Origin of the sequence: Burkholderia sp. L27(2015) (assembly GCF_009765705.1) — a bacterium.
Lineage (GTDB): Bacteria > Pseudomonadota > Gammaproteobacteria > Burkholderiales > Burkholderiaceae > LMUX01.
The window spans coordinates 1,350,970-1,364,393 of sequence record NZ_LMUX01000021.1 but is presented as its reverse complement, the minus strand read 5'-3'; the positions used below and the strand labels follow the sequence as shown (position 1 = coordinate 1,364,393).

Sequence of the window (13,424 nt, the reverse complement as noted above, 5' to 3'; positions counted from 1 at the left end):
GCCAATGATAGTGCGGATACCCGTGTGAAAGTAGGTAATCGTCAGGCTATTCAATTCAAACAAAAACCCCACCTACTCAGGTGGGGTTTTTGCGTTTCGCCTCCCCCGTGCCACTGCTTACACGCCCAAATCAGCCGAGAAACGCGATCGCGCAAGTTTATTCGTCCAGGCGAAAGCTCGTGGCGCCGCCAAACGCGGCACCCACACTTATTTCCCGAGATAGCGTTCCACCAATTTCACCCAGTAAGTCGCGCCTATCCCCAGCAATTCGTCATTAAAATCATAATTGGGATTGTGCAACATGCACGGCCCGATGCCATGTCCTTGATCGCGATGGTCGCCATCGCCATTTCCAATAAAGCCATAACAACCTGGTTTCGCCAACAGCATGAACGCGAAATCTTCGGCGCCCATCGTCGGTTCGACGTTTGCGTCCACTTTGTCATCGCCGACGACGCTACGCATCACGTCGGCCGCGAACGCCGCCTCCGCTTCACTGTTGACCGTCGGCGGGTAGTTACGACGAAAATCGAAATGCGCTTCGCAGTCGTAAGCCTGGGCTGTTGACTGAATAATCTTGGCCATGCGGGTTTCGATCAAATCCAACACATCGACCGAAAACGTCCTAACCGTGCCGGAAAGGCGCGCCACGTCGGGAATCACGTTGACGGCGTCGCCGGCATGAATCTGGGTAATCGAGAGCACCGCGGTATCGATGGGTTTCTTGTTGCGTGTAATAACGCTTTGCAAGCCGTTTGCGATTTGTATCGCGGTAAAAACCGGATCGTGACCGGTGTGCGGTAGAGCCGCGTGGCCGCCTACGCCGGTAATGCGAATATGAAATTCATTACTTGAAGCCATGATAGCGCCGGGCGTCACGCCGAACTCCCCGGCTGGCATACCTGGCCAATTGTGCAGACCGTACACCGCATCGACAGGAAATTTCTCAAACAACCCGTCTGCGATCATCGCCTTGGCCCCCGCTCCGCCTTCTTCCGCGGGCTGGAAAATAAACACCACTGTGCCGTCGAAATCGTGGCGGGTGGCGAGATGCTGAGCCGCTCCGAGTAACATCGCGGTGTGCCCGTCATGGCCGCACGCGTGCATTTTGCCGTTGTTTCTGGAGCGGTGTTCAAATCCATTCAACTCCTGTATCGGCAGCGCATCCATGTCGGCGCGCAAACCGATCGATTTGTTGCTGGCGCCGCGCTTCAGCATGCCGACAACGCCGGTCTTGCCGAGCCCTCGGTGCACCTCGATGCCGTAACTTTCCAGCTTTGCCGCGACCAGGTTGGAGGTACGCTCTTCTTCATAACGTAATTCCGGATGAGCGTGTATGTCTCGTCGCAGTGCTTGCATTTGGGCATGCGCGGCGGTTATTTCAGGGATCAGTTTCATACCAGCCACTCCTTCTTCAGTTCTCGCCGTATTTTTATTCGAGGCATTTACATCATTTTACGCCTGCGCGCTCGTTCGCCCACGTGGGAGACCATCGCTCAAACCGGTGTAATACAATCGAAGCTTCGGCACAGGTTTGCCTGCGCCCCCAGATATAGAGACGCCTCCGCATGCGACATACCGACCAATTGATACAGGGCGTCTGCCCGCACGACTGCCCCGATACCTGCGCATTGCAGATCAAGGTGGAAAACGGTCGAGCCGTCAAGGTTCAAGGAGATCCGGCACATCCGCCGACGCAGGGCGTGCTGTGCACGAAGGTCGCGCGTTATACCGAGCGCGTGTATCACCCGGACCGCCTGACGACCCCCCTCAAGCGGATTGGCCGTAAAGGCGAAGGACGCTTCGAACCGATTTCGTGGGAAGAAGCGCTCAACCATGCGGCCACCAAGCTGGGTGAGATTGCTCGGCGTGCGCCGCAGGCCATCTTGCCGTATAGCTATGCCGGAACGATGGGGCTGGTCCAAGGCGAAAGCGTGGCCGGGCGTTTTTTTCATACGCTGGGGGCTTCCCGGTTGGAGCGGACCGTATGCGCCAGCGCTGGCGCCGCGGGACTCAAATATACCTATGGCGCTGGTGTCGGGATGCATCTCGAATTTTTCGAAGAAAGCCGACTGATCCTGATCTGGGGCAGCAATCCCGTCACCTCCAGTCTTCACTTCTGGACTCGAGCCCAGGAAGCGAAGCGCCGCGGCGCGCGACTGGTCGCCATTGATCCCTACCGGTCGCTGACCGCCGAAAAGTGTCACGAACATGTCGCTCTGCGCCCCGGCACCGATGCCGCACTGGCGTTGGCGATGATGCATGTTCTAATCACCGAGGATCTGATCGATCACGAATATGTCGAGCGTCACACCTTAGGCTATGCAGGGTTGCGGGAGCGCGCGCTTACCTACACGCCCGAGCGCGCAGCGCAGATATGCGGAATCGAAGCCCAGCAGATTATTGATTTGGCGCGAGCCTACGGAACCACGCAACCTGCGGCCATCCGCTTGAACTACGGCATGCAGCGTGTGCGCGGCGGAGGAAATGCGGTGCGCGCCATCGCCAGCCTGCCAGCGTTGACAGGTGCTTGGCGCCATCGTGCCGGCGGCTTGCTGCTCTCGTCCTCGGGCTTTTCGCCGACGAATTCTTTCGCGCTCGAACGCCCTGACTTGCAACCGGGATGGCCCGAAGCGCAGCCTCGGATCATCAACATGAATACGTTGGGCGACGCGTTATTGCACACCGGCGACGCCACATTCGGTCCGCGCGTCGAAGCGCTGGTGGTGTATAACTCGAATCCGGCTGCGATCGCGCCCGATTCGAGCAAAGTCACGGCAGGCCTGGCCCGTGAAGACCTGTTCACGATAGTCCTCGAACACTTCAAGACAGACACGGCGGACTACGCCGACCTAGTCTTTCCTGCTACAACGCAGCTCGAACATCTCGATGTGCACAAGTCGTACGGTCACACTTATGTGATGCTGAACCGGCCGGCGATCGATCCAGTCGGTGAGGCCCGGCCGAACACCGAGATTTTTCGGGGGATTGCCAGGCACATGGGGCTCACTGAACCGGCGCTCTATGAAAGCGATGAAACCATCGCCAAGCAAGCCTTCAAGTGGGACGACCAGCGGCTGGCCGGCGCGGATTGGTCGGAGCTCGAACGTACTGGCTGGATTAAATTGAAACTACCCGATGCGCCGTTTGCACAGGGACAGTTCCCGAGCCCTTCCGGCAAATGCGAATTTTATTCTGAGCGTTTGAAAGGCCAAGGCCTCGACCCGCTTCCGGATTACCTGCCGCCGTACGAATCGGCTGAAAATGCGCCGGAGCTTGCGCAGCGCTATCCGCTCGCAATGATTTCGCCGCCCGCTCGGCATTTCCTCAATTCCAGCTTCGTCAATGTTGATAGTTTGCGTGGCATGCAGGGTGAGCCCGAAATCGAAATGCATCCTGAAGATGCGCACGTCCGACAGATCGCTCACCATCAGCAGGTGCGTGTCTATAATGACCGCGGCTCGATGCAACTGCGCGCGTGCGTGACGGAGCGCGCTCGCCCCGGCTTGGTGGTTGGCCAGTCGATCTGGTGGAAAAAGCTCACGGCAGACGGCAATAACGCCAATCAGGTGACCAGCCAAGCGTTGTCGGACCTCGGCGGATCCGCCACGTTCTATGACTGTCTGGTCGAGATTGCAGCGGTATAGATAATCGACGTCGCAGGGAGCGGACTGCTCGCCGGGCGAAAGCGGCCGTACAGCGTTTTCGGGCAGGGTAGTCAGGTCCCAGCGCCACAACTCAATTGGAGGATATCCTTTAGGGTTTTGCGTTGCCCTAAAAGACGGGCCAGATTAGCATGACATTTTCCGCACGATCGTTCAAAAATAAAACGGGAGACCCCCTATGGAAAAAATCTGGCTGAAATCGTATCCGCCCGGGGTGCCCGTCGAGATAGATCTGAGCGGCTACCCGTCCTTGATCGAGCTGCTCGAGGAGAGCTTCACCCGTTACGCTGATCGCACCGCATTTGAATGCATGGGAAGCGGGCTCACATATGGCGCGCTAGACCGCCTTTCCAGGAATTTTGCGGCATGGCTGCAGTCGCGAGGCGTCAAACGGGGCACGCGTGTCGCCGTCATGTTGCCCAACGTATTGCAATACCCGATCGCGATGTCGGCGGTGCTGCGCACGGGCGCCATCGTCGTCAATGTCAACCCACTCTACACGCCGCGCGAACTCGAACACCAACTGAAGGACTCCGGCGCGGAAGTGATCGTCATCCTGGAAAACTTTGCGACGGTGCTGCAGGCAGTCGTGAAGAACACAGCCATCAAACACGTCGTGGTCGCATCGATGGGCGACCGATTGGGCGCGAAGGGGATGCTGGTCAACTTTGTCGTACGACACGTGAAGAAGATGGTGCCCGCGTGGGATCTGCCGGGGCATCTGCGCTTCAATGCTGTGCTGTCGGCGGGTGCGCGGTTGAGCTGCAACAAGACAGAAGTGACCTCCGAGGACATTGCTTTTCTGCAATACACCGGCGGCACAACGGGCGTCGCTAAAGGCGCGATGCTGCTGCATCGTAATCTCGTGGCCAACGTGCTGCAATCCCAGGTCTGGCTGGAACCGGCTCACCGGGATGTACCGGCCGAGGAACAACTGATCACCGTTGTCGCGCTGCCGTTTTATCATATCTTTGCGCTGACCGTGTGCGCGCTGCTGACGCTGCGCACCGGCGGCATGGGCGTTCTAATCCCCAACCCGCGGGACATCGCCGGCATGGTCAAAACGCTGCGCGGGCACGCATTCCATACCTTCCCGGCGGTCAACACCCTATACAACGCGATGCTCAATAATCCGGATTTCGCCAAGTTGGACTTCTCCCGATTTATCGCCGCCAACGGGGGGGGCATGGCGGTCCAGGAAGCTGTCGCGACGCGTTGGTACAAAGTCACGGGTGCGCCGATCATCGAGGGTTACGGCCTGTCGGAAACATCGCCCTGCGTCAGTTGCAACCCGGCCGATTCAGCGGAATATTCCGGCACGATCGGTTTGCCGCTCCCCTCGACAGTGGTGTCGATACGCGACGACACGGACATGGAAGTTCCAACGGGTCAACGCGGCGAGATTTGCATCAAGGGACCCCAGGTCATGGCCGGTTATTGGCAGCGTCCGGAGGAGACCGCGAAGGTGATGACCGCCGACGGTTTCTTTAAATCGGGCGATATTGGTGTCTTCGACGAGCGAGGCTACCTTAAAATCGTCGATCGCAAGAAAGACATGATTCTGGTCTCCGGCTTCAACGTCTACCCGAACGAGATCGAAGACGTGGTTGCCAAGATCCCGGGTGTATTCGAAGTCGCGGCTGTCGGGATCCCCGACGCCAATTCGGGCGAGGCGGTCAAACTGTTCATCGTCAAGCGCGATCCCAACCTCACCGAAAGCGATGTGCTCAATTATTGCAAAGACCAACTCACGGGCTACAAGCGGCCGAGGAAAATCGAGTTTCGCACGGAGTTACCCAAGACCAACGTGGGTAAAATTCTGCGGCGTGAATTGCGCGATGAAGCCACCATCAAGGGCTGATTCAAGGGTTAATCCGTGCGCAAAGAGGGTGGCGCACCGGGGCGCCATCCTCGGACGAAGCGGCTCGGCATTACACGGGCCGGTGTCGATTGCTCCACGCGAGCCGGTGCCGATTTCTCCAATGGGCGCTTGAGCGGGTTCGATGTGACAAAATACCGGTATGGCGCAATGCACATTGCCGTTGCAATGCGCGCGTTTCGAACCGGAGTCCACGCATGTCCTTAGATCGCTTTATTCAGGAATTTGACCATGGCTTACGGGTCGTCAACGGCATCACCCAAGCCGACCGACCCACGCCCAAGCCTGTGCTCGACGAACCCGAAGCCGTACTCAGCGATGCGGAAAAAAAGCACGCAGCGGGACTGATGCGTGTGAATCATGTCGGCGAGATTTGTGCGCAAGCGCTGTATCAGTCACAAAAGCTGGCAACCGCATCGTCAACGCTGAAGGCAACCTTCGAGCATGCCGCGCGTGAAGAGGTCGACCACTTGACCTGGACCGCCGAGCGGCTCACCGAATTGGACTCGCGCCCCAGCCTGCTGAACCCGCTCTGGTATGCGGGAGCGCTTACGATGGGATTTATCGCGGGTCGTTTTGGCGATCGTCTCAGCTTGGGCTTCATGGCCGAAACCGAGCGCCAGGTCGAGTTGCACCTCGACAGCCATCTGGAGCAATTACCCGAAGCCGATCTGCGCTCTCGGGCAATCGTCGAACAAATGCGCGTAGAGGAAATGGCGCATGCTCGCGCCGCTTCCGACGCCGGTGCGATCGAGCTCCCCGCCCCAGTCAAGGGTTTGATGAGAGCCTGCGCGAAAGTCATGACACGTACCGCGTACTATCTCTGAATTCCGACTATCCTTTGGAAGGGGCGGCGTTTTTTGCGCTTGTTGCCGCCCAATCGATCCTATCGTGAAGCCGCCTCGACCCCAAACAACAGGGCATTCGCGGCAATACCTCATCCTTCACATTCACAAATCTGATTATCACGTTAATTCTTAAGCATTTTTTCAAAAAATCTCCTTTAGGTCATCCCGCTAAGTCATTGTTCTAGCAAACAAAACTTGATTAAAAAGTCGCTACCGTGCTTGACCCGGGATAACCGTTCCTCTAAAGTGGGAAACAGTGTGGGAAAGTGCATTTTTGTGTGATATTTCCCCCGAATTCGACGAGTCGAGCAGTTAGGTGGGAGCCGCTGGATAGCGCTCCAAAAGGAGAATCACGTGTTCCAAGGGGCGTCAGCGCTAACTCTCGATGCGAAAGGACGGATGTCGGTCCCGTCTCGCTATCGCGAAGCGCTGCAAGGGCAGGCGGAAGGCCGGGTGACGATTACCAAGCACCCCGACGGCTGCCTGTTGCTTTTTCCACGCCCTGAATGGGAAGTTTTTCGCGACAAGATCGCAGCTTTGCCGATGGACGCGCACTGGTGGCGCCGAATTTTCCTGGGTAATGCTTCCGATGTCGATGTCGATGGCTCCGGGCGAGTACTGATTTCACCTGAATTGCGCATGGCTGCCGCGCTCGACAAAGAAGTCATGTTGTTGGGCATGGGCAAGCACTTTGAGGTCTGGGATGCGCAGACGTACGCGGCCAAGGAACAGGCCGCGATGGCGCAAGGCATGCCAGATGCCCTCAAGAATTTTACTTTCTGATCGCGAGCTCGAAATGGCGAACGCGGACGGAACCCAGTTGCAGCAATCGAGCTTGCAGCATCAGACAGTATTGCTGCACGAAGCGGTGGATGCGCTCGTGTGGCGTCGTGACGGACTGTACGTGGACGGCACGTTCGGGCGTGGCGGTCACAGCCGCAAAATCCTCGAGCAGCTCGACAGCGGCGGCCGCCTGATCGCGTTCGACAAAGATCCGCAGGCCATTGCCGCGGCAAGCGAGCTCGGCGACGGGCGTTTCGAGATTGTGCATGAAAGCTTTGCCGCGTTGCGTGAGGAATTGGCGGGGCGCGGCATTGAAAAGGTCGCGGGCATCTTGCTCGATCTTGGGGTGTCGTCACCTCAAATCGACGATCCTGCGCGCGGCTTCAGTTTTCGTTTTGACGGTCCGCTCGATATGCGGATGGACACCACGCGCGGTGAATCCGCCGCGCAATGGTTGGCACGGGCAACCCAGCAGGAACTGACGGAGGTCATACGCGATTATGGGGAAGAACGGTTTGCTGTTCAGATTGCAAAGGCGCTTATTGCTCGCAGGGCAGAATCCGAGCGCCTCGGGCCTCTCGCCAGCACGCGTGAGCTTGCCGAGATCGTGGCTAACGTCGTCAGGACCCGCGAGAAGGGGCAGAATCCGGCAACCCGCACCTTTCAGGCTTTACGGATTCACGTCAATCAAGAGCTTGCGGAGCTGCAAGTAACGCTTGAGGTTGCAGCAGAAATGCTTGCGCAAGGGGGGCGGCTGGTGGTCATCAGCTTTCATTCGCTGGAGGACCGTATCGTCAAGCGCTTCATGCAGGCGCAGGCGAAGGGGCCTGAAATCGATCGCCGCTTGCCGATACGGGCCGTCGATCTGCCGGTGCCTCCGATGAAATTGCTGGGTCGCGTCAAGGCAAGCGATGCGGAGGTGGCGGCCAATCCGCGCTCGCGTTCCGCTGTCATGCGTGTAGCCGAACGGGTGGCTGCATGAGCCGCTTCAATACCTTATTGTTGTTCTTGGTGGTGGGCTGTGCGCTGTCGGTCATCAACGCCACCAACCATCAACGTGAGTTATTTATCGCACTGGGCCGCGCTCAGAGCGAAGAGCACCAGCTCGCCCAGGACTGGTCCGAGCTGCAATATCGCCAAGGCGCGCTGTCCAAAGCCACGCTGATCGAACGCGCAGCGCAAGACACGCTGAAAATGCAGCCGGTCACGTCGGGCCGTACCCAATATCTGGTTACCCATGTCGCGGGCGACGTCGAAACGGGCGCATCGGCCGATGTGGTGGCCAGTGCTGCGGCGAGTGGCTTGGTCGGTACAGGCGCTTCCCCCGTCGTCGTGACATCGCTGCCGAACAGCGCGCCGCTGGCAGTTTCCGGAGCGCGGCCATGAAAAAGAACGCTTCCGGCAAGAACGTGAGGTTTTCCGCCAGCCCTGTGCTGTCGGTGCGTCTGCCCATGTGGCGTTCGAAATTCGTCGTGTTCACGCTGTTCATGGCGTTCTTTGCGCTTACCGCACGTGCTTTCTGGATCCAGGGGCCCGGCAACAGCTTCTATCAGAAGCAAGGCGAAAGTCGCTATTTGCGCACGATCGAATTGCCGGCCACGCGCGGCAAGATCGTCGACCGCAATGGCGTGGTGCTAGCGACCAGCTTGCCGGTACGGGCAATCTGGGCGATCCCCGAAGACGTGCCCGACGATCTGAGCCCCGATAAGCTGAACCAAGTGGGCAAGCTGCTCGGTATGACGCAAAAAGAGCTGCATGTGAAGCTCGGTGAAGACAAGAGCTTCGTCTACATCAAGCGCCAGGTTCCGAACGACGTCGCCGACAAGGTTGCCGCCCTCGATATACCGGGCTTTTCACAGCGCAAGGAATATGAGCGCTTTTACCCGGAAGGCGAAGTCACAGCCCACATGGTGGGCTTTACCAATATTGAGGACGAAGGCCAGGACGGCATCGAATTGGCCCAGCAAAAGACTTTGGTCGGTGTGCCGGGCAGCCGCCGCGTGATCAAGGACCGGTTGGGGCGCTCCATTGAGGACGTCGACGAGCTAGCCATCCCACGCGACGGCAAGGATATTACCCTGGCACTGGACAGCAAGATCCAGTATGCGGCGTTTAACGCACTGAAAACTGCGGTGGATCTCACCAAGGCGCACGCTGGGGCGGCCATGGTCGTCGACGTGCGCACAGGCGAAGTGTTGGCGCTGGCCAACTATCCGACCTACAACCCGAACGACCGTAGTCGTCTGACCGGCGAGCAGTTGCGCAATCGGGTCCTGACCGATTCGTTCGAACCCGGTTCGATTCTCAAGCCGATCACGATTTCGCTTGCGCTCGACCTACACCGGGTCACCCCGGACACCATCGTCAACACGTCTCCGGGGCGTTTTACGCTGGATGGCGCGACCATTACCGACGATAGCAACTTTGGCGTCTTGACGGTTGCCGGCGTGATCCAGAAATCCAGCAATATCGGCACCACGAAAATCGCGCTGCAGTTGCGTCCCGAAGAGATGTGGAACATGTTCACTAGCGTAGGGCTCGGGCAAGCGCCGAAGATCGGCTTCCCCGGGACCGTCGCTGGCCGTCTGCGTCCCTGGAAAGATTGGCGTCGCATCGAGCAGGCGACCATGGCATACGGCTATGGCGTGTCGGTTTCGCTGTTCCAGTTGGCGCATGCATACACCATCTTTGCGCACAATGGCCAGTTGATCCCGCTGAGCCTGTTCAAGACCGACGGTCAGACGGTGTCCGGCCCGCAAGTGATTGCACCCGAGACCGCTGCTGAGATCCGCAAAATGCTCGAGAACGTCGTAGCGGCAGGCGGGACGGCCGCGACCGTCCAGGTTCCAGGCTACAGCATCGGCGGCAAGACGGGCACCGCCTATAAACATACCGCGCACGGGTACGATCACTCCAACTATCGGGCGTCGTTCGTCGGTATTGCACCGATGTCGAACCCGCGCATCATCGTCGCCGTCTCAATCGACAATCCGACCAGCGGTTCGCACTTTGGCGGCCAGGTGGCGGGTCCTGTATTTTCCAGTATCACGGGCGACACGCTGCGGGCACTGAATGTGGCGCCCGATGTGCCGGTCAAGCCGATGGTGATGACGGCCAGCAGTGCGCCGCCGCCGACAACGGGAGCGGTACGATGATGCGCCAGCCGACCGTGCGCTACGGAAGCGCCGATCCGGCGCTGCACGCTACCGTGGCCCAAGCGCTCGAGTGGCTGCATCGGCACGCCGCGGCTAGCGCCAATCTGGTTTCGGACAGCCGTGCGGTGCAGGCTGGGGACGTATTCGTCGCGTATGTAGTCGATGGCGCTGACAACCGCCCGCATATCCTGAACGCGATCGAACGCGGCGCGGTGGCGGTGCTTTATCAGCCGGACGGTTATCCCGCTTCGAAGCTTGAGCAGGCGAATACCCCGGCGTTGCCGCTGGCGCACCTGGATCAGCTCGCAGGCCCGATCGCCGCCGCGTGGTATGGCGAACCTAGCGAAGCGCTGCAACTGATCGGCATCACCGGTACCAATGGCAAAACCTCGTGCAGCCACTGGATCGCCCAGGCATTGGCCGCGGCGGGCGTGCCCTGCGCGATCGTCGGTACGTTGGGAAGCGGCTTGCCCGGAAAGTTGGTGGCAACCGGATTCACTACCCCCAACGCTCCCCAATTGCAGCGCAGTCTCGCCGAGTTGCGCGACGCGGGCGCACGTGCCGTGTCGATGGAAGTCTCGTCCCATGCGCTGCATCAAGGGCGGGTGAACGGGGTAGCCTTCGACATCGCTGTATTTACCAATCTTTCGCAAGATCATCTGGATTATCACGGCACGCTGGGCGCTTACGAAGCGGCCAAAGCGACTTTGTTCCGTTGGTCTGGGCTGCGTCACGCCGTCATCAATCGCGATGACGCAGCGGGCCGTCGCTTGTTGAAGCAGATGCGGCAGGTACAGGGTCACGTCAGTGTGATTGCGTATGGTTTGGAGTCGGGCGCTGATGCACAGGGCCAAAAGCGCGGCAAGAAGTCGGGGGACGCCAAGGACCACGCACAGGACCAAGCGAACAGCAAAACGCCAGGCGAAAAACACCTGAGCGCGAGCGCGATTCACGCCACGCCTCACGGCACCGCGTTCACGCTGCACAGCGACTGGGGCCGTGCCGAAGTCGAGGTCGCGACGCTGGGCGAATTCAACGTCAGCAATCTACTGGCCGTGCTCGGCGCTTTGCTCGCGGCCGATATTCCGTTCGATGTGGCGCTGACGCAATTGGCGGCCCTCGCACCGGTCGAGGGACGGATGCAGCGCGTCGGCGGTCGCGGTCAACACAGCGAGCCGCTGGTGGTGATCGACTACGCCCATACCCCGGACGCCCTCGAAAAGACCTTGCTGGCGTTGCGTCCGGTGGCGCAACAACGCGGCGGCCAATTGATCTGCGTATTCGGTTGCGGCGGCGATCGCGATGCCACCAAACGTCCCTTGATGGGTGCCATCGCCGAGCGTTTCGCCGACCAGGTGGTACTGACCAGCGACAACCCGCGCAGCGAGCCGGCTGCCGCAATCATTGACCAAATTGCTGCCGGAATGCGTGAACCGGCACAGGCGAGAAGAGTCGAAGATCGGGCGATTGCAATCCTGCAGGCGATTCGTGCCGCGAGCTTGGACGACTTGATCGTTTTGGCCGGCAAGGGTCATGAAGCCACGCAGGAAATCGCCGGAAAAAAACGACCGTTCTCGGATCACGATCACGCTTTACTGGCGCTGGCGGCCCGTGCGACCCAAACCCGCGGAGACGCCGAATGACATTCCTTACTCTTGAACAGGCAGGCTGCTTGCTCGCCGATGTTCGGCTGCTCGGCGATGCCCAGGCGGCGTTCGAGCGGATCTCGACCGACAGCCGCACGGCTGGCCCCGGCGACCTGTTCGTCGCGCTCAAAGGCGAGCGTTTCGATGCCCACGACTTCCTGCCCGAAGTTGCCGCGCGCGGCGTCTCGGCGGTGCTGGCTGCGCGCGTACCGCAAGACTGGAGCGTGCCTACGCTGCAAGTACCCGATACCTTGCGCGCACTGGGTGAACTGGCGCGCGGCTGGCGCGGCCGCTTTGCGATTCCGCTGGTTGCGGTCACTGGAAGCAACGGCAAAACCACCGTCAAGGAAATGATCGCCGCGATTTTCGCAGCGGCTGCGGGCGAAGCTGGCCGGCTCGCTACGCGCGGCAACCTGAACAATGAAATCGGGGTGCCGCTCACACTATTGCGCTTGCGGCCCGAGCATCGCTTGGCCGTCGTGGAGCTGGGCATGAATCACCCGGGCGAGACGGGCGTGCTCGCGGCGCTGGCACAGCCGAACATCGCACTGGTCAACAATGCGCAGCGCGAGCATCAGGAATTCATGGCGACGGTCGAAGCGGTGGCGCTCGAGCATGCCACGGTCATCCATGCGTTACCCGAAGATGGCGTGGCGATTTATCCCGCTGACGATACCTACTCGGCGATCTGGCGCACGGCCGCGGCCGGCCGTCAGGTGCTCGAGTTCGCGCTCGCAGCGCCCGGCCAAGTATTGACCGCCGCGCAGGCGCAGGTCAGCGGCAGTTTGCGCGACGGTCGTGTGCTCAGCGTGAGCACACCGCAGGGTGAACGCGAAATCGTCCTCAATGTGCTCGGTGAGCATAACGCGCGCAACGCGCTGGCGGCGGTGGCGGCGGCGCTCGCGGCGGGCGTCGATCTCGACGCCGTCAAGCGCGGGCTGGAAAGCTTCGAGTCGGTCAAAGGGCGCTTGCAAGTCAAAACAGCGACCGTTGCACCGCTGGCAGGCGCCACGGTCATCGACGACACCTACAACGCGAATCCCGATTCGATGCGCGCAGCGATCGCCGTGCTTGCCGCTCAACCGGCACCCCGTGTGCTGGTCATCGGCGATATGGGGGAAGTGGGCGATCACGGCCCGGAATTTCATCGCGAGATCGGCAAGTTCGCGCGCGACGGCGGCATCGAAATCTTGTTGGCCTTAGGGCCGGCCAGTACCGAGGCGTGCCAGGCATTTGGCGCGCACGGCCATCATTTCGCCTCCGTCGAGGCGTTGCTGGAGTATTTGCTGGGGCATTTGCCAGCGCATTTGCTAGATACGGCGGGCCTGAGCGCCGTATCGACCCTGCTGGTGAAAGGCTCGCGATTTATGCGCATGGAGCGCGTGGTGGAAGCACTCACCGCGCCCACAACACCTCAAGCACCGGGCGCGCAGCCCGCTGCCCACTGA

The 13,424-nt window shown here is 60.0% G+C and carries 10 protein-coding genes; 9 read left to right on the top strand and 1 reads right to left on the bottom strand.

What is annotated here, in order from left to right:
- Positions 1 to 207 precede the first annotated feature (207 nt).
- Complete coding sequence (locus GSQ77_RS24455; RefSeq protein ID WP_158905655.1) at positions 208 to 1,398, bottom strand: M20 aminoacylase family protein; 1,191 nt, start codon at positions 1,396 to 1,398, stop codon at positions 208 to 210.
- Between the two features lie 170 nt (positions 1,399 to 1,568).
- Here GSQ77_RS24455 and GSQ77_RS24450 point away from each other — a divergent pair, with 170 nt between their 5' ends.
- The 9 genes from GSQ77_RS24450 (at position 1,569) to murF (ending at position 13,424) form a co-directional block, all read left to right on the top strand.
- Positions 1,569 to 3,647 (top strand): molybdopterin-dependent oxidoreductase, encoded by a 2,079-nt coding sequence (locus GSQ77_RS24450; RefSeq protein WP_158905653.1) that lies wholly within the window; start codon positions 1,569 to 1,571, stop codon positions 3,645 to 3,647.
- Positions 3,648 to 3,843: 196 nt separating this feature from the next.
- A complete protein-coding gene (locus GSQ77_RS24445; protein ID WP_158905651.1) occupies positions 3,844 to 5,526 on the top strand; it encodes a long-chain-fatty-acid--CoA ligase in 1,683 nt (560 codons plus the stop codon).
- Between the two features lie 215 nt (positions 5,527 to 5,741).
- Positions 5,742 to 6,371, top strand: a complete 630-nt coding sequence (gene coq7, locus GSQ77_RS24440; protein ID WP_158905649.1) for a 2-polyprenyl-3-methyl-6-methoxy-1,4-benzoquinone monooxygenase — start codon at positions 5,742 to 5,744, stop codon at positions 6,369 to 6,371.
- 375 nt (positions 6,372 to 6,746) lie between these two features.
- Entirely contained in the window at positions 6,747 to 7,175 is a 429-nt protein-coding gene (mraZ, locus tag GSQ77_RS24435; protein WP_158905647.1) for a division/cell wall cluster transcriptional repressor MraZ, read from the top strand.
- A gap of 13 nt (positions 7,176 to 7,188) precedes the next feature.
- The gene (rsmH, locus tag GSQ77_RS24430) at positions 7,189 to 8,157 is read left to right on the top strand and encodes a 16S rRNA (cytosine(1402)-N(4))-methyltransferase RsmH (RefSeq protein WP_158905645.1); all 969 of its coding nucleotides are present in this window, start codon (positions 7,189 to 7,191) and stop codon (positions 8,155 to 8,157) included.
- Positions 8,154 to 8,561, top strand: coding sequence for a cell division protein FtsL (gene ftsL / locus GSQ77_RS24425; RefSeq protein WP_158905643.1), 408 nt, complete (start codon positions 8,154 to 8,156; stop codon positions 8,559 to 8,561). The genes rsmH and ftsL overlap by 4 nt, the downstream gene beginning before the upstream one ends.
- Positions 8,558 to 10,330 carry a penicillin-binding protein 2 gene (locus tag GSQ77_RS24420; RefSeq protein ID WP_158905641.1) on the top strand — a complete coding sequence of 591 codons (1,773 nt, stop codon included), beginning with the start codon at positions 8,558 to 8,560 and terminating at the stop codon, positions 10,328 to 10,330. Before ftsL ends, GSQ77_RS24420 begins: the two co-directional genes overlap by 4 nt.
- Positions 10,330 to 11,973, top strand: a complete 1,644-nt coding sequence (locus GSQ77_RS24415; protein ID WP_158906561.1) for a UDP-N-acetylmuramoyl-L-alanyl-D-glutamate--2,6-diaminopimelate ligase — start codon at positions 10,330 to 10,332, stop codon at positions 11,971 to 11,973. The genes GSQ77_RS24420 and GSQ77_RS24415 overlap by 1 nt, the downstream gene beginning before the upstream one ends.
- Positions 11,970 to 13,424 (top strand): UDP-N-acetylmuramoyl-tripeptide--D-alanyl-D-alanine ligase, encoded by a 1,455-nt coding sequence (gene murF, locus GSQ77_RS24410; protein ID WP_158905639.1) that lies wholly within the window; start codon positions 11,970 to 11,972, stop codon positions 13,422 to 13,424. Before GSQ77_RS24415 ends, murF begins: the two co-directional genes overlap by 4 nt.